Annotated in this window: 10 protein-coding genes; 7 read left to right on the top strand and 3 right to left on the bottom strand. The window is 39.2% G+C overall.

Translation table 11 applies throughout. The features are described 5' to 3' along the window. Positions 1-37: 37 nt before the first annotated feature. Both CBW18_RS14300 and CBW18_RS14305 read right to left on the bottom strand, forming a co-directional pair. Positions 38-1,417 (bottom strand): RagB/SusD family nutrient uptake outer membrane protein, encoded by a 1,380-nt coding sequence (locus CBW18_RS14300; RefSeq protein WP_088301994.1) that lies wholly within the window; start codon positions 1,415-1,417, stop codon positions 38-40. Between the two features lie 17 nt (positions 1,418-1,434). After that, positions 1,435-4,509 (bottom strand): TonB-dependent receptor, encoded by a 3,075-nt coding sequence (locus CBW18_RS14305; protein ID WP_088301995.1) that lies wholly within the window; start codon positions 4,507-4,509, stop codon positions 1,435-1,437. Between the two features lie 432 nt (positions 4,510-4,941). Here CBW18_RS14305 and CBW18_RS14310 point away from each other — a divergent pair, with 432 nt between their 5' ends. Then, positions 4,942-5,994: a glycoside hydrolase family 130 protein gene (locus tag CBW18_RS14310; protein WP_322974788.1), complete on the top strand. Its 1,053-nt coding sequence runs from the start codon at positions 4,942-4,944 to the stop codon at positions 5,992-5,994. Between the two features lie 178 nt (positions 5,995-6,172). Here the strand turns inward: CBW18_RS14310 and CBW18_RS14315 are convergent, their stop codons facing one another. After that, complete coding sequence (locus CBW18_RS14315; protein WP_088301997.1) at positions 6,173-9,106, bottom strand: pitrilysin family protein; 2,934 nt, start codon at positions 9,104-9,106, stop codon at positions 6,173-6,175. A gap of 204 nt (positions 9,107-9,310) precedes the next feature. Here CBW18_RS14315 and surE point away from each other — a divergent pair, with 204 nt between their 5' ends. From surE to CBW18_RS14345, 6 genes are all read left to right on the top strand, one after another. Further along, positions 9,311-10,153 carry a 5'/3'-nucleotidase SurE gene (surE, locus tag CBW18_RS14320; RefSeq protein ID WP_088301998.1) on the top strand — a complete coding sequence of 281 codons (843 nt, stop codon included), beginning with the start codon at positions 9,311-9,313 and terminating at the stop codon, positions 10,151-10,153. 10 nt (positions 10,154-10,163) lie between these two features. Continuing rightward, on the top strand, positions 10,164-10,436 hold the full coding sequence (locus tag CBW18_RS14325; protein WP_088301999.1) for a stationary phase survival protein SurE: 273 nt from the start codon (positions 10,164-10,166) through the stop codon (positions 10,434-10,436). Positions 10,437-10,592: 156 nt separating this feature from the next. Beyond that, positions 10,593-11,693, top strand: coding sequence for a lipid-A-disaccharide synthase (gene lpxB, locus CBW18_RS14330; RefSeq protein ID WP_088302000.1), 1,101 nt, complete (start codon positions 10,593-10,595; stop codon positions 11,691-11,693). A gap of 926 nt (positions 11,694-12,619) precedes the next feature. Beyond that, entirely contained in the window at positions 12,620-15,655 is a 3,036-nt protein-coding gene (locus tag CBW18_RS14335) for a SusC/RagA family TonB-linked outer membrane protein (RefSeq protein ID WP_088302001.1), read from the top strand. 11 nt (positions 15,656-15,666) lie between these two features. Further along, positions 15,667-17,319 carry a RagB/SusD family nutrient uptake outer membrane protein gene (locus tag CBW18_RS14340; protein ID WP_088302002.1) on the top strand — a complete coding sequence of 551 codons (1,653 nt, stop codon included), beginning with the start codon at positions 15,667-15,669 and terminating at the stop codon, positions 17,317-17,319. 164 nt (positions 17,320-17,483) lie between these two features. Then, the gene (locus CBW18_RS14345) at positions 17,484-18,485 is read left to right on the top strand and encodes a LacI family DNA-binding transcriptional regulator (protein WP_088302003.1); all 1,002 of its coding nucleotides are present in this window, start codon (positions 17,484-17,486) and stop codon (positions 18,483-18,485) included. Positions 18,486-18,766: the final 281 nt, after the last annotated feature.

Consider the following 18,766-nt stretch of genomic DNA (forward strand, 5'->3'; position numbering starts at 1 on the left):
ACAAAAAATGCTCCCGATTTCCGGGAGCATTTTTTGTTTAGTAACCTGGATTTTGAACAATATTTTTGTTGGCATCAATTTCAATTTGCGGAATTGGGAACACCAGTTGATTTGCATTCCATGGAATAGATCCGATATTGGTTTGCGTTCGCTTAGCATCATGAAGCGCAAAGCCCTCAAAAGCAAGTTCAAGTTTTCTTTCGGTCAGGATATCCGTTAAAGTTGCTGTGGTTGCAGTTAATCCAGCCCTATTTCTAATTACGTCCAAATCCTGTAGAGGAGTTTGTCCACCAATTGGTGTGGCAGGGGCCAAACGTACATTACATTCAGCTCTAATCAGGTACATTTCAGCCAATCTAATAATTGGAACATTTCCATATTGGTTGCCGAACTTAGAAGTGAACATATCTCCATCATCATAAAAGGCATTAATTCGATCATCATCCGTGCTGTAAGTACGTTCAATCCAATTTTTCGAAATCACAGCATCTCCACGTCCACCATAGGTTGATGAGGCATAAAATTCATTATAAGCGTTAAAGCCTGTTAAGGTTCTCACTTGAATTGCAAAGACATCTTCTTTTGTATTGTCTGCTGGTTGACCTGAATTTCCTGGTTCTGGCATTTTAGGGAATGCTGCAATAAAAGTATTTATTAAGTTATAATTGCCAGATGTAATCACACGATTGGCTGCTGCTCCAGCTGCTGCATAGTTTCCCATTTGCAGGTAGATTCGGGCCAGCATGCCTGCCGCTGCGAATTTTGTAGCAAAGAAACCATTAGTTGCTGGTAACTTAGCCTCCGCATCGGTTAAATCAGCAATAGCTTGCGTGTATACAGCGGCAACATTTGCTCTGCTAACATAACTTCCATCAGTAATATTTATAGTAGGACTTAGTACTATAGGTACCCCTGGGTTGGTTGATGGTGATCCATCATTATATGCCTTACCAAACAGTCTTACCAAGTCAAAATAAACCGAACCTCTGATAAATTTGGCTTCACCTTCAACCTTATTTTTTTTCGCGGCATCTACTTTATCAATCGCTGCCAGTACATTATTGACATCATTAATTGCGGTATAACTATCCGCCCAAATATTATTTACAAAGGTATTTGTTTTTAATAGCGATTTATTGATGGTTTGAGTAAGTTCGGCATAAGTTCCATACCATTCAATGGCATCGGTATTTGCTAAGAAATCGGCCATTAAAAATGGTCTGCCACCATAAAGATTTCTGCTTCCAAGTGCCGAATAAGAACCTACCAGCGCAGCCTCAACATCTTTTGAAGTGCGTAATGCATTGCTCTGTTCAATGGTATTTACCGGAGAAATTTCAAGTGCTTTTTTACATGATGAGGCTACAGAAAGTACTGCAGATGCAAAAAGCAAAGTATATTTATATGTATTTTTCATGTTGATTCGTCTGTAAATTATAAACCTATGTTTATGCCAAGTGAAATTACCCGCGGCTGTGGGGCAGAATAAAAATCTACACCCTGGTTAATGTTTGTAGATTGATAATCTGCATTAACCTCCGGGTCCCAGCCTTTGTAACCCGTAATCGTTGCCAGGTTTTGGGCTGTGGCATAAAGTCTCAGTTTACTAAGTTTAATCTTCGTTAAAACTGATGCAGGAAAAGTATAGCCTAGGGTTAAGGTTTTTAGGCGGACATAATTGCCATCTGATATATATTTGGTTGAGAATCCTACTCCGTTTCCATAACCTAACCTGGGTTCAGGAACGGAAGTGATATCACCTGGCTTATTCCAGTATTGCATCTGATCAACCGTCTGGTTATCGTATCCGTTTGAACCATTTGCACTCATGTACTGCCCACCGGCATTAAATATTTTATTGCCAGATACGCCTTGAAAAAACACAGTTAAATCAAAGTTCTGATAAGAAAATGTATTGTTTAAACCGAAGGTATATTTAGGGTTTGGGTTGCCGGCAAATATTCTTGCGGCCTCATTAATATTAGTGGTTGTGCCTCTGTTAATGGTTCCTGTGCTTGGGTCTACGGTATTTAAGTAATACAGGGCATCGCCATTGGCTGGATTGACACCGGCATATTCTGGTAAATAAAATACACCAATGGGCTGTCCTTCCACCGCGGCATTGATTTCATTCGAGTTTAGGATCTGTCCGCCCAGATTCGTGATTTTGTTATTATTGATGGCACCTGTAATGGCCGTAGACCATTTAAAGTCACCAACAAAATTTTCAGTATTGATGCCCAGTTCAAAGCCATTATTTTTCAAGGCACCCAAGTTTTGTGTCTTAATACCAAAACCCGTAGTTTGGGGAATTCGCACATCCAGCAATAAATCTGTGGTGTTTTTCTGATAGAAATCAAAGGTGCCCGTAATCCTGTTTTTTAATAAGCCAAAATCAAATCCAAGATCCAGTTGTTTTGTTTTTTCCCAGGTTAAGTCTGGATTGGCAATTTGTGATGGGATCTGACCAGCTATGCCTCCATAAGCACCCGTTCCGGCAAACAGGCCTCTTGCTGAATAGTTACCAATTTCTGCATTACCGGTAAGACCATAACTTGCTCTAATTTTCAATAAGCTAACTGTTTCACTATTTTTCAGAAAATCTTCTTCTGAAGCAATCCATGCCACCGATCCTGCAGGAAAATATCCATATCTGTGGTTTGCGCCAAAACGGGATGAACCATCTGCTCTAACACTAAGGCCAACTAAATAACGGTTATTGTATTTGTAATTGGCTCTGAAAAAATAGGAAAGAAAACTAAAGGCACTTTCATTGCTCAGGGCAACTACCTTCGTTGCCGCAGAGCCTAACTTAATATAGGCATCACTCGGGAAATCCTGGCCCTCAATGCTGCTAAATTTGGTAGTAGATTTTTGATAACTTGTTCCTAAAATAGCATCAAAAGTACTTTTGCCTGCCGTGGTATTGTAGCTAAAGAAATTGTTTGTGTTGGCATTGATTACGAATGTGGAGATATTTTGTCCATCGCCATTGGAAGTGCCTGTATTTCTAAATGTTAGTGAACCATAATAACTTTCTTCATTCTGGTTTAAATTGTCAATAGAAAAATCTGTGCTGAATTTTAATCCTTTGGCAATGTTAACATTGGCGAATGCTTTCCCTATGGTGCGGTATACAGTTGCTTTGTATGCAGCATTTTCGATGCTAATAAATGGATTATAATAAACAGGATAATTTGTTGCAGCTCCAGGTAAAGTTCCGCTGATTAAGCCAGATCTTGGATCGATAAATGGCGTAATGGGAGATAAGGCCACTGATTGTAATGGACTAGAAAAAGCATTATCATTGGATAGACGGTTATTGATACTATTAGAAAAATTCAAATTTATACCAACCTCCAGAAAATCTGTTGCCTTATTGGTCAGGTTTAATCTTCCGCTGTAGCGCTTATAGCTATTACCCACTAAAATACCATTTTGATTGAGTGCCTGTCCACCAATGTAAAATTTTGTTTTTTCGTTGCCGCCAGTAAAGTTTAAATCATACTGTTGTGTTACAGGATTATCCTGATAAGATTCTCTTTCCCAGTTCTTATTCACTTTATAGGTTTGATAATCATTGTTTCCTGCCGAATAACGATTTAGTCTGCCTTCAACAATGGAACTATAATCATCAAGTGCTTCCTGCAATGTGGTATAATCTCCATTTAAAAAATCCTGATTAGCAGCACCTTGTCCGGCTCTTCTGATAAGTTGAACATACTGTTCGGCATTCAGAAATTCTCTATGATTTGAGGGTGTACTTATTCCGCCGAGCGCATTAAACTGGATTAATGTTTTACCTGTCTTACCTTGTTTAGTGGTAATTAGCACAACACCGTTTGATGCCCTGGCACCATAAATGGCAGAAGCTGATGCATCTTTTAGCACTTCGATAGATTCTATATCATTGGTATTCAAATCTGCGAGTGCACTTGTAGGAGATGACGTTGCTGAGAAATTTCCTGAAGTAATGGGGATTCCATCTACAATATAAAGCGGTTCGCTACCTGCAGTAACAGAAGCGGCACCACGAACCCTAACCGTAATGCCCTGGCCGATTTTTCCGTTTTGTGCAGATATTTGCACACCGGCAGCCTTACCTTGCAAAGCTTGTTCAAAACTGGTTACAGGTAAGTTCTCCAGATCTTTTGATTTTACAGAAGCAACCGATCCGGATACATCCCGTTTATTTTGCGTACCATACCCCACCACTACAACATCAGAAAGTGTAGTGTTTTCTTCTTTAAGACTGGCATTAACTGTTGTTCCGTTAATGGGCAGTTCTAAAGTGGTATAGCCGATAAAACTAAAAACAAGTGTTTTTGCATTGTCGGCAACATTTAATTTATAATTTCCGGTGGCATCACTTTGCGTGATGTTGGATGGTGAGCCTTTTACAAAGACACTCACACCTGGTATAGGACCAGAGGAGCCAGATGTAACTTTACCGCTAATCATTTTGCTTTGTGCGAAAGCAAATGAAATTAACCCGAAAGTTAAAACCATGCTAAGTAGTAGTTTTTTTATTAATTGTTTAGTTTTGTTTAGTGTAATTGAATGATTTAGGGGATGACAATGGAATTTAAGTAAAAAATAGTCAGAAAAATATCCAGATGTAAATTTTAACACTTTTCTAAGTGTGATCTTGTTTTTAAATTTAATTTATGGGGAACATGATTGATATTTCTTGGTTATTTGTTGTTTTTTGAGTGATTTTTCCGGAATTAGTTTCTTTTTGAAGAGAATGAAAGCGAATGTTTTAAAAATGAAACTTTTAATAAGCTTTATATGCTTAATCTTGTGTAAGATCAACTGATTCTTAGTGAGCATAATGAATCCTTGCGAAGTATTAATGTCATTCAATCAAACAATAAAATTATGGGCAAGTGGTTATTGCTATTCATAGTTTTGGTAGATAAGCAACAGTTTTAAATGCGTATGATGAACGAACAGATTAAAAGATTTTCAGAAAATCCAATTCTTTCACCAATGGATTTGGTTCCGAGCAGGCCAGGTTTGGAAATAGCCTGTTTATTAAATCCTGGCGTATTTAGATTTCAGGGAAAAGTCTGGATGATCATCAGGGTTGCAGAGCGGCCCAAGCAAGAACCTGGTATCATTTCTTTTCCCGTACTGAAAGATGGAGGAATGGAGATAATATCGATAGAAGAAAATGATCCTGAACTGATAGCAGACGACCCAAGAGTCATCCGTTATAAAGGAATGGATTATTTAACCACACTTTCGCACCTCCGTTTGGTTTGCAGTGAAGATGGTGTTCATTTCTATCAGCCTGAAGGATTCCCGTTATTACTGGGGGAGGGCAAAAATGAAACCTTTGGAATAGAAGACTGCCGGGTTGCTCAAATTGACGATACTTATTACCTTACCTATACCGCGGTATCTGTACATGGAGTAGGTGTGGGGCTTCGTACCACCAAAAATTGGAAGACCTTTGAAAAGCACGGTATGATCATTTCTCCGCATAATAAAGATTGCGCCATTTTTGAAGAAAAAATTAACGGAAAGTTTTATGCGCTTCACCGTCCGAGTAGTGTTGATTTAGGAGGGAATTATATCTGGCTGGCAGAATCGCCTGACGGAATCCACTGGGGAAACCATCAATGCATCATCAAAACAAGAAAGCATCAATGGGATAGCAAACGTGTAGGAGCAGGGGCAGCTCCAATCAGAACCGCACAAGGTTGGCTTGAAATTTATCATGGTGCAAATGAAAAACACCAATACTGTTTAGGGGCTTTTTTAATGGATTTGGCAGATCCGTCAAAAGTATTGGCCCAAACGGAATACCCGATTATGGTACCAACAACTGATTATGAAATAAATGGTTTCTTTGGGGAGGTGGTGTTTACCAACGGTCATCTGGTAAATGGTGATGAATTAACCCTGTATTATGGTGCGGCCGATGAATTTGTTTGCGGGGCAAAGTTTTCGATTCAAGAAATTTTAGGGGCATTGAAATGGCTGTAATTTATTAGCATGCAGATGGAGACTGATGAGATGTTGGGGATATTTTATTAAAGCGGATTACAAATCCACAGATCAATAATCTCGAAAATATTTCCAGACCAACAGCTATAAAAAAAGCGATTTCTGTTTCCAGAAATCGCTTTTTACTTTATTCTTTAAGCTTTTGCTTTAGTCTTACTTAGTATCCGAAAATCTGCTCCAATGTTAATTTAGTAACCGGACCAAATTTGGCTAAATCAGTCATGTTAATTTTTTTCTCAGAAGCAACAACGCAATAGTTGTAAGGCTTTGCAGATAAATTATCATGATGGAAAGTGTTTACATCCGAAAAACTTAATGGTTTAAGGTTGGCATATTCATCTATTCTGGAATCATGATCAAATCCTAACTTTTTATCTGAAAAATAACTGGCGATAATGCCATCTTTTGTAATCCTGGAAGTTTCAATACTGTTCAATGAATTGGCTTTGGAAAGATTGAAAGACTTATCTGATTCTGGTAAAGTAGTAAGCAATTCATTCATGCCCGCAACGGCTTCATTCATTTTATCAGCCTGGGTACCTACATAAGCCACTACTGCATTTTCTTTATCCTTACTGTTTGGAGAAGAATAAACCGCAAATGTAGAGTAAGCCAAGGCTTTTGATTCGCGGATAGTCTGGAATACGATAGAGCCCATGCCACCACCGAAATAGTTGTTAAATAAACTAATTTTGGCTGCATTTAAAGGATCATATAAACCGCCATTTCTTACCCAGCGGATTTCAGCCTGCACCATGTCATAATCTGCGAAATATACTTTGTTAGAATCTGTTTTGGTGTAAACAAATTTCTTCAATGGTGCTGCCGGTGTAAACTCTTTGGCTAACGGATGTACCTTTACAATATCTGCAGAAAAAGCAGCTAAGGTTTTAGGCCCGTAATAAGTAATGGTATGTTGGTAATTGCTTAGATTGTGCAGCAGATAAATTAAATCAGATGATTTCATGTTTTTAATTTCATCGTTGCTAAGGCCATAATTAAATGGGTTATCAGTACCATATTGTGCATAACTCATCAAGCCGCTTAAAATTGACGACTTGTTTAATTTTGTGTTTTCCCTTAATTTTAAAATCCTCCCTTTAAGATCTTCCAGTGCTTTTTCATTTGGCTTACAGTTTGCCAATACATCTTCTAACAAAGCCGTTGCTTTATCAAAGTTTTCCTGCAAACCAGAAAGGCTGACAGTGGTTACATCGGTGCCAACATTGATGTTATAGTTACAGGCAAGGTTATAAAAAGCTTTACTGATGTCTTCAGCAGAATATTTATCTGTGCTTAGGAAAGCGAGGTATTGCGATGCATAGGGAAGCAGTTTATAGTTATAAGAACCCATCTCAAAACGATAATTCATGCGGAAGATTTCATTTTCTGTGTTTTGAACTGTAATTACATCTGCAATGCCGGCTTTACCAAAATTAAGGTCTTTGGTGTAATCTAAAAATTTAGGGGCAATTGGTTTTACCGGTGCATCAATGATACTTTTTGTAAATGGTGAAACTTCATTCGAATTGGTTTTAACTGCAGTTATGGCAGGTTTTTCTACCTTCAAAATGCTCTTATCTTCACCTTTGTGTTTCAGAACAGAAACATAATTATTGATAAAGAATTTGTTGGCAAAATCTACAATTTCCTTTTTAGTTACTTTACCCATTGCATCTGTTGAAGCCAGCATTTTATCCCATTCGGTTCCCCGGTTTTGGATAAAGGCAGTCATGGTATAATCTGCCCGTACATCATTGTTCTCAAATGCCTGTAATTCCGATAGTTTAGCGTTGGCTACAGTAGCTTTGATCAGTCCCTCATCAAACTCGCCTTTTTTAAGTAGTTCAACCTGTTCAAGTAATAGTTTCTGCGCTTCTTCTAAACTTTGTCCGGCTTTAGGTGAACCTGATAAAACGAAAACGCCATAATCTTTCATCTGGTTATAACCTGCACTGGCACGTAGCATTTTCTGTTGTTTATTGATGTTGATGTCCATTAAACCAGCTTTGCCGTTAGATAAGATGTTGCCGATTAAATCCAGCAATAAACTCTGATGGGTATTTTGGGCAAAACCACGGTAAGCTACATATAAATTTTCTGCGCTTGGGCCATAAATATCAACTTTTTGTATCTGTGTAAGTGGTTTTTCAGCAGCAGGGTTGTAAAGTGCAAATGGCTTTGGAACCATGTAGGAGAAATCTTTGTCAACCTTCTTAATTATGTCGTCATAATTAATATCACCAGACATAATCAGGGCCATGTTATTAGGCACATAATATTTATTGTAATATTTTCTGATTTCTACTAATGAAGGATTTTTAAGGTGCTCTATGGTACCAATGGTGGTTTGCTGGCCATAATTATGTGTTGGAAATAAAGCATTAAGCATTTTTTCATACATTTTACGTCCGTCATTATCCATTCCGATATTTTTCTCTTCATAAACAGCCTCCAGTTCCGTATGGAAAATACGAAAAACCGGTGAACGGAAACGTTCGGCCTGAACAGCTAAAAATTTATCGATTGCGTTAGATGGAAAATCTTCTTCATAAACAGTTTCCTCTACCGAAGTATGGGCATTGGTTGAACCGCTTCCAATTGATTTCATCATTTTATCATATTCATTCGCGATAGAATAATTGGACGCCTCTCCTGAAATCTTATCAATTTCTTTATAAATTTCTTTACGTTTTGCCGGATCTGTAGTTTTAATGTAGGTTTCGTAAAGTGCCTCAATTTTATCCAGAAGTGGTTTTTCTTTGGCGTAATTTAAAGTTCCGAATTTATCCGTTCCTTTAAATAATAAATGCTCCAGGTAATGTGCAAGGCCGGTATTGGTGCGTGGGTCGGTATTACTGCCCGCCCTGACAGCCATTTTATAAACAATATTCGGTTCTTTATTATTTTGAGATAAAATAACGGTCAGGCCATTCTTTAAAGTATAAAAACGCGTCTTGGTGGGATCGTTTGTTACATATTTATAACTGTAGCCACCAGATGACCCTGTTTTCCATTGATAGGTATTTTGTGCCTGGGCAATTGTACCTGTAATCAGAAAACAAGCTAAAGTAAATAGTTTGATTTTCATTGAATTGTTTTTTTGGTTTATAAAATAAATGCCTGTTCAATTGGTATAAACAGCGCACTCATTTTTACCCAAATATATATGCTTTCTTTTGTTGAATGAAATGCTTTTTGTAAATCTCAAACAAAATTGCAGGAATTAATGAAAATAGTATATTAAATTGCCATTAATTGTGGCCTGAATTTAATAATCCGTATTTTTACCGGTATGACAAAGCAAAGTTCTAAACCCAATATTTTAGTGGTTAATGATGACGGGATTACAGCTACCGGGATCAAAAACCTGATGGAAGTGATGCAGGAAATTGGCCATGTGGTGGTGGTTGCACCTGATAGTCCGCAAAGTGGAATGGGGCATGCCATTACAATAGGAAAGCCCATTCGCTTTGATAAAGTAAGCATTTATGAAGGAGTAGAAATGTATAAATGCAGTGGTACACCTGTAGACTGTGTGAAGATTGCCGTGAATAAGATATTCAAAGGTAAAAAACCCGATTTATGTGTTTCAGGAATTAACCACGGCTTAAACAATTCAATCAATGTACTTTATTCCGGTACCATGTCTGCCGCCGTAGAAGGCGCCATTGAAAAAATTCCGTCTATTGGTTTTTCCATGGATGATTTTGCCGCTGATGCTGATTTTAGTCATACCAAAAAGTATATTAAAAATATTTGCGAACAGGTTTTAGCCAATGGTTTACCTGAAGGCACCTTGTTAAATGTTAATTTCCCAAAGGGTGCAGATTTAAAAGGAATTAAGATCTGCAGACAGGCCAATGCGAAATGGATGGAAGAATTTGACGAAAGAACCGATCCATACAACCGTCCTTATTATTGGCTTACCGGTGTTTTTGAAAATTTTGATCATGGTGAAGATACCGATGTATGGGCTTTGGAACATGGCTATGTTTCCATAGTTCCGGTGCAGTTTGATTTAACTGCTCATCACGCCATTCAAACCCTAAGCAGCTGGGATTTTGGGATGGTGAATAAAGCGAAATCTGGTCAGACCACTCAGGTTTCATCGCCTGATGGCATTAACTTAGGCTGATTGATTAAACATGAATGATAAGTTGAGGAAAGTGAATGATTCAGTTTGGATTGGACTGGGCCTGGGTTTAATCATACCGGCAATTTTATGCGGATTAGCCTGGTACATCATTCATCATGTGGCCGTATTGGCGAAAGCTGATTTACTGTATATTGGAAGTATTGCTGTCAATGCTTATGTGATGCAATATTTTTTCAGATATCATAAACTTAACATTGGAAGAGGAATTTTAGCCGCTACATTTCTGTGCGCTTTTATTTTTTTTACGTATAAAGTTTTTTGAAAAAAACTGGCGTCATTGCGAACTAAAGAAGGGGCGTGTGAGTTGGGGTGAAGCAATCCTTCCAGAACAAAAAAAGGATTAACGAATACAATAACAATATCAAAGATGGCTTCGTCGTGCCTCCCGCAATGACGATTTTGTGCTAAAATAAAAATTATGAAATATTACCTCGTAGCAGGAGAAGCATCCGGCGATTTACATGGAGCAAACCTGATGAAGGCTTTAAAGGCAGAGGATAGCGATGCTGTTTTCCGGTATTTTGGAGGTGATAAAATGCAGGGAGAAGGTGGCGAACTGGTTAAACATTATGCCGATATGGCCTTTATGGGATTTACGGAAGTGGTGTTGAATTTGCGCACGATTTTTAAAAACCTCAAAGCCTGCAAAGATGACCTGCTGAAATGGAAACCCGATGTTTTGATTTTGATAGATTTCCCGGGGTTTAACCTTAAAATAGCCGATTTTGCAAAAGCCAATGGCCTCAAGGTTTGTTATTATATTTCACCTAAAGTATGGGCCTGGAATCAGAAGCGGGTATTGAAAATCAAAAAAATAGTCGATCATCTGTTTTGCATCCTGCCATTTGAGGTCGATTTTTATCGTGAATGGGGGATGGAGGTAGATTATGTCGGTAATCCACTGTTGGATGAAATTGCACAGTTCAGCCCCGATGTAAATTTCAGCACGAAGAATAATTTAGGGGATAAAATAATTGCCCTGTTGCCGGGAAGCCGGAAACAAGAGATTGAACGGCTTTTGCCGGTAATGTTAAGTGTAACCGAAAATTATCCCGAATATACTTTTGCTATTGCTGCGGCACCTACTTTTTCTGACGACTACTACCATCAGTTTATCGGAACCAAAAAAGTCCGGCTACTTTTCAATAATACCTATAACCTGTTGAACGTTGCACATGCTGCTATTGTCGCTTCGGGGACCGCTACACTGGAAACCGCCTTGTTTAAGGTGCCGCAGGTGGTGGTTTATAGAGGTGGCGCCATATCCATTGCCATAGCCAGGATGCTGGTGAAAATTAAATTCATCTCACTCGTTAACCTGATTGTAAACAAGAAAATTGTTACGGAGTTGATTCAGGAAGACTGCAATTCACAAAAGTTGAACCAGGAACTTTTCCAAATCCTGGATGGCGAAGGCCGAAAAGACGTACTGCGCGATTATGAGTCGTTGATGAAACTCATGGGGACGCCCGGGGCATCTTCAAAAACAGCACAATTGATTTATTCCTACCTCAAGTAAGGTCACATTTGAATCAGAGAGAAGCAACCTGATTTGCGAAAGCAGCGAACATCAGCGGGAACATTAATAGGAAACTAAACGCCTGTTTCTCCCGCAGATTAAATTGATTTCCGCAGATGTAATAATCTTGACCTGATCTGCGAAATCAGCGAACATCAGCGGGAACATTAATAGGGAACTAAACGCCTGTTTCTCCCGCAGATTAAATTGATTTCTGCATATTTAATAATCTTAACCTGATCTGCGAAATCAGCGAACATCAGCGGGAACATTAATAGGAAACTAAACGCCTGTTTCTCCCGCAGATTAAAGTAATTTCCGTAGCATTTATGATCTTAACCTGATCTGCGAAATCAGCGAACATCAGCGGGAAACATTAATAGGAAACTAAACGCCTGTTTCTCCTGCAGATTAAAGTAATTTCCGTAGCATTTATGATCTTGACCTGATCTGCGAAATCAGCGAACATCAGCGGGAACATTAATAGGAAACTAAACGCCCGTTTCTCCCGCAGATTAAATTGATTTCCGCCGATTTAATAATCTTGACCTGATCTGCGAAATCATCTAAAATCCGCGGGAAACATTAATAGGAAACTAAATGTCTATTTCTCTTACACATTAAATGAATTTCTGCAACATTGACATTTATATCACCTCTGGGTTAAATGCATTATAAACTAAAACTTAAATAATTCTTCTAATAAATACTAAAACGTTTTTGTAACACTTTTTTTACTAACTAAAACGTTTTATTAAATGGATATTTTATTAATATTGACCTAAAGATCATCAGATCACTAACCGAATTACTATTTACGAAATGAATCATGGTACCTGCATATAAAATAAGCTGATCTGCTGTACAAAGGCCAATGGTTTAGCAATCCCTATCCGCATTCATATTAACCTATAAAAAAATCGCTAATGAAAATTAATTTACTCAAACTCACTGGTATCTCTGCAATTGTTTTGTCGAGCTTGCCGGCCTTTTCGGCAGAATCTGACCGGAAAGATTTCGAAGGCTTTTTCGAGCTCGAATTTCCCTGGCACAAAGCCAGCGTAAGAAAAGTGATTACAGGAAAAGTAGTTGATGAAAAAAATCTGGGTGTTCCGGGTGTAGGGGTACAGAATATTACCTCCGGCCAGGGTACCGTAACAGATGCCAACGGGCAGTTCAAAATTGAGGCAAATGAAAATGAAGTAATCAGATTTACTTACCTCGGCTATCAAACCCAGAATATCACCATCGGTACACAAACCAGTTTAAATATCAAGCTGGCCGTATCTGCCGATACCAAGTTAGATGATGTGGTAGTAGTGGGTTATGGTACCCGCAGCCAGAGAGAACTTACCTCTGCCATTACTAAAGTAGATACTTCTCAGTTCAGGCAAAGTGGTGCCAGAAATGCGCTGGACTTATTACAGGGTAAAGTAGCTGGTTTACAAATTACCAGGAGCAGTTCTAATCCAAACTCTGGTGTGGCAATTCAGCTTCGTGGCGTAACGTCCATTTCAGGTACATCCAGTCCTTTAATCGTAATTGACGGGATTCCAGGCGGAAATCTAGACCTGTTGCAACAAGATGATATCGAATCATTCTCTGTTTTGAAAGATGGTTCGGCTGCAGCCATTTACGGTACCAGGGCCAATGCCGGTGTAATTCTGGTCACTACAAAAAAAGGACGTAAGGGGCCTTCTCAGTTTAATTACAATGGTTATGTCAAACATGAAACCTTATATGAGCGTCCTGATTTCATGAGCGCCAGCCAGTTTAGGGAGAAAATTGCCAGCGGGCAATATAAGGCGCAGGATTACGGCGGCGACTTTAACTACTTCAATGATATTGTAAACAAAGACAATTTAACCAACTATCAGAATCTTTCAGTTTCTGGTGGCGGGGAAAATTCTACTTATCGCGGTTCATTCACTTATAACAAACTGGATGGTTTTGCAAGGGAAAATAACAGAGAACAATATCAGTTCAGGATGAGCTTAACGCAGAAAGGTTTCAAAGATCGCGTTACGGCTGCATTTAACGTGGCCTCTAATATTAACAAAGCCAATCTTTTAGGTGGTGGTGGCTGGGAAAATGTGCTTACCAAAAACCCAACTGAATCTTACTACAATCCTGACGGGAGTTATCTGTTTACACGGAATATCACCAATGAAGTGGCCCGTTTAGCACAGGAAACCAGTAAGAGATCTCAGCAAACCTACTCTATAGATGGAAAAATTGATGTTGATATCTTAAAAGATTTAAAGGCTTCGACCTTTGTGGCTTACCAGAGAAATCAGTTTGTTGATAATCAGTACCGCATGTTGCGCAGTCAGAATTCCCTTGAAAATGGTGATGCACCTGGCGGGGGGTATGCCTATAAAGGAACGGAACTGAATGAGAATTTCAACTTCGAGCCCACCATAGAATATCACAAAACCATCAATGAGAAACACCGTTTAACCGGAATGCTTGGGTATTCATACCGTTATGAGGTCAACGAATCTTTCAGTGCCAATAACAGAGGTTATACCAATGATATTTTTGAAGAAAACAACTTAGGGAGTGTACCTATTGGCGTAAACCGTGTTGGTTTGGCAAGTAATAAAAATGATAATACCCTTATCGCATTATTCGGACGGATTCATTACACCTTTGATGGCAAGGTAAATGTGGAAGCAGTATTGAGAAGAGAGGGTTCTTCGCGGTTTGGTGCCAACAATAAATGGGCAAGCTTTCCTGCAGTTTCCGCATCTTATGAAATTACCCGTGAGAAGTTCATGGAAAATGCCAAGTGGCTTAATTTCCTGAAAATCAGAGCTGGTTATGGTGAAACCGGTAATTCAGGCTTTGCGAACTATGCCTCTCTGGTTACCTTGGGCACTGGAAACCTTTATCCTTTTCCAAGCGGTGAATGGTTACAAACCTATGGTCCCTCACGTAATCCAAATCCTGATTTAAGATGGGAACGTAAACGGGAATACAACTTTGGCCTTGACTTCTCAATGCTCAACAACAGGTTAAGTGGATCCATTGATTTGTTTAAACGAAATATTGTTGACTTACTGGATACCTATACCTCTCCGCAACCACCCTTTGTTCAGAGTTCCATTTATACCAACGTAGGAACAATTTCTGCAAAAGGTCTGGAGTTAACATTAAATTATCAGGCCATTAAGAGCAACAATTTCAGCTGGAACATCGATTTTGCCGGCAGCACCATCGATAATAAGCTGGATACCTATTCCAATGATGTCTACAAAAGGGATATGAGAACTTTTGGCGGTATTGGTGGGGCAGGAGATCTCGGAGATGCCTTTCGTACCTACGAAGGCAGGAATATCGGCGAGTTCTGGGGTAAACGCTTTGCCGGTTTTACACCTGAAGGCAAGTGGCTGTTCTATAACCGGAATGGTCAGGCTGTTCCAAATGCACAAATCAATACATCACCTTTCCGTGATCAGACTGATTTAGCCCTGATCGGAAATGCCATTCCGAAATACTATCTGTCACTGGGAAATACCTTCACCTACAAACAATTTGATTTGAGAATTTTCCTGAGAAGTAAACTTGACTTCGATGTGCTGAATACCCTGGCTTTATCATACGGAAACAAATTCGGAACACAGGGTAACCTTTTAAATAGTGCTTTCACCAAATATGCAGAGATTAACGATACTTATATGTATTCTGATTATTATCTGGAAAAAGGAAGTTTCTTAAAGGTTGATGAGGTAACACTGGGCTATACTTTCAAGTTTAAAGATAAAGCTTTCCGCAGCCTGCGGGTATATGCCGTTGGGCAGAACCTGGCCTTGTTAACAGGCTATTCTGGTAACGATCCCGATTTAATTCAGGATACCGGTTTAGGTCAGGAAATTAATGGTCGCAGTTTGGGTATTGATACCAGAAGTCCTTACCCAACGACCAGGCAATTTGTTTTCGGTGTCAATTTTGGATTTTAATATTAGAAAGAATGAAAAATTTTAAAAAAATCATATGGTCTGTACTGGTGGCCTCGCCTGTTTTATTTAACGGCTGTACCAAGTTAGACGAGAATATTTACAGCTCGCTGGTTACGGATAACTATTATAATAACAAAAATGAAGTATTATCAGCGGTGTTAAGGCCATATACCCATGCCAATGCCTGGGCAACACCTTCAGGGCAGGATAACTGGTGGAGACCTTCTGAACTGTCCGGCGATCAGCTGGCCTGGCCAACAAAAGGCCGTCATGGTGAAGATGGAGGTAAGTGGAAACGCCTGCACTACCACTCCTGGCTGGTAGATGACGGACCTTTAAACAATGCCTGGTCCTTAATGTACGGCGGTATGGGATTTTGTAATGATCCCATCGGGAATCTCGAGAAACGTTCCTTATCACAGATGGGCATCACGCAAGCGGAAAAAGATGCTTACATCGCTGAATTGAAATTATTCAGGGCCTATCATTACCTCAAACTGATGGATCTTTTTGGTAATATTCCCATCGTAACCCAGGTAGGTATTCCGGCGAAACCGGAAACCAGGCCACGTGCAGAAGTGTTTGCCTTTATTGAAAAAGAGATTAAGGAAAATATAGACAAGGCACCTAAACTTTCAAGAAGCATGCTGGGCCGCATGACACAGGCCGGTGGTTATGCCATGTTGGTAGAACTGTATTTAAATGCTGAAGTTTGGACAGGTACTGCACGTTGGGATGATTGTATTGCCGCAGCAAATAAATTAATCAATGGTGAAGCCGGCGGTCAAAATGGTACAATGGCACTTGATCCGAATATTACAGATCAGTTTAAGTCAACCAACGATTTATCTAAGGAGGTTATTTTTGCAATTGCCTACGAATTCAGAATTGCAAACTCGCAACCATCCTGGACCGGAGAATTCTTCCATTTTCAGCAGGACCAGATTTATGGTGGTTCCAGAAACGGAAACAATGGTATTGTGATGGTGCCCGGAAATTATAACAAATACAAAGATGAAGACCTGAGAAAAACAACCTGGTTATTACAGGGGCCTCAGGTACGTTTTAACAATGGTAAGGAGGCACTCGCTAGCGGAGGTAACGAATACAGCGGTCAGCAGATTAATTTTGTGGATGAAATTCGCCGCGCCAGGGTAAACTCTACTGTATCAAATATGAGTGAGGGTGAAGAAAACAGCGGTGTCCGTTTCAATAAATATAAATTGGGCAACAATGTGGCCGGTATTGTTAACGGTAATCCGGTTGGGATTGATTTAAATTACAATTGTACCGACTGGAATTTATACCGTCTGACATGGATCTATTTTGCTAAAGCCGAGGCAATAATGCGTAAAAATGGTGGTACAGCTACCGCAGAGGCTGTTCAGTTAATTAATGATTGTAAAAAACGTGCCTTTACCGATGCGAACTGGCCTGCAAATCAATACACTACTGCCAGTTTAACGCTGGATGAGCTTTTGAATGAGCGTGGACGTGAGTTTGTCTTTGAAGGATTCAGAAGGGATGACCTGATTCGTTTTGGTAAATTTCATACCGCCTCATGGTGGGATCATACACCATCTGCACCATTCAGGCAATTATTTCCCATTCCTTTGATTCAGAGAACATTAAATGAGAATCTGGCTCAGAATCCGGGTTATTAATCAAAACAAAAAGAGGCGCCACATGGTGCCTCTTTTTGTTTCCAGCCTGAAATTTTAGTTTTCCTGTTCTTAAAATCAACTGATATTAATTATTATATTAGCCAATTGCAGGTTAATCTCAGCTGGATGACCCTGAAATGTACCCCAGTAAATATACGCCCTGAATGAAAACCCTTTCTATAAAAGATATCGCAGTTGAAGCTGGCGTATCCATCACCACAGTTTCTTTTATCATTAATGGTAAAGCCCGGAATAAATCAATTAGCGAAGCCGTAATTAAAAAAGTAGAAAAAATAATTGCCGAAAGCGGATATAAGCCCAACCAGATTGCCAGAAGCCTGCGCACCGGAAATTCTAATATTATCGGATTAATCATTGAGGATATTTCAAATTCCTTTTTTTCCAGGATTGCACGCCTGATAGAAGACAAAGCCTATAAAAAAGGGTATAAAATCATTTATTCCAGTACCGAAAACAATGTTGAAAAGGCTAAAGAACTGATCAACATGTTTAAATCACGAAAGGTTGATGGGTATATTATATCGCCGATAAAGGGTTTGGAAGAAGATATTCAGCAGTTATTAACTGATCAGAAACCCGTTATTCTTTTTGACAGGAGTTTGCCCGGTTTGGATACCAATTATGTTGGTGCTGATCATTTTAAAGCGACATATGAATCCATAGCAAGTTTTATTAAACAGGGACGAAGGAGAATTTCACTGATTACCACTGATATTGATGTGGCGCAAATTACTGCCCGCTTAGAAGGATATCAGAAAGCACTTGAGGACCATGACATTGCCTATGATGAAAACCTGGTTTTAAAGGTTCATTTTAATCAGGAAGAAGATGAAACCAGGCTGCAGATGGAAAAACTGTTTCGCACCGTAGAAACAGATGCCATACTTTTTGCAACCAATTACCTGGCCATCAGCGGGCTAAAAGTATTGAAACAAACCGGACAAAAAATCGGCAAAAACTTAAGTGTGATGGCATATGATGACCATGAGGTTTTCGAACTCCATACACCAGGCATTTCAGCCATACAACAGCCACTGGAGGAAATTGCTGAAGCCATTATTCAGTTGATTTTGAGACAGCTATCTTCTAAAACCAAGCTGGATAACCAGCAGATCATATTCCCTGCTAAAATTGTTCAGAGATAATGATAATTCATTCATTCTTCTATCATTTGATTTTCCATTCAGGTAGCGTTTTCACTAACAAACTCGGTAAATCACCACTCCTATGCAACACATTAACCGGAGATAACACCAACCAAAAAAACCGACTTAATCATTCCGTCATGTAAATGTTACTGAGAACTATTGTATTTGCAGGCTTTAGTTTTTAATATTGAGTAGTAAAACGTTTTACTTATTTATGGGATGCTGTCTAATTAGCCCCTAATTGAATAAGTAATTTTTTTTGCGAAGAACACTAACCA

The sequence above is a fragment of the Pedobacter sp. AJM genome, from assembly GCF_002197755.1.
In the GTDB taxonomy this organism is placed as follows: Bacteria; Bacteroidota; Bacteroidia; order Sphingobacteriales; family Sphingobacteriaceae; genus Pedobacter.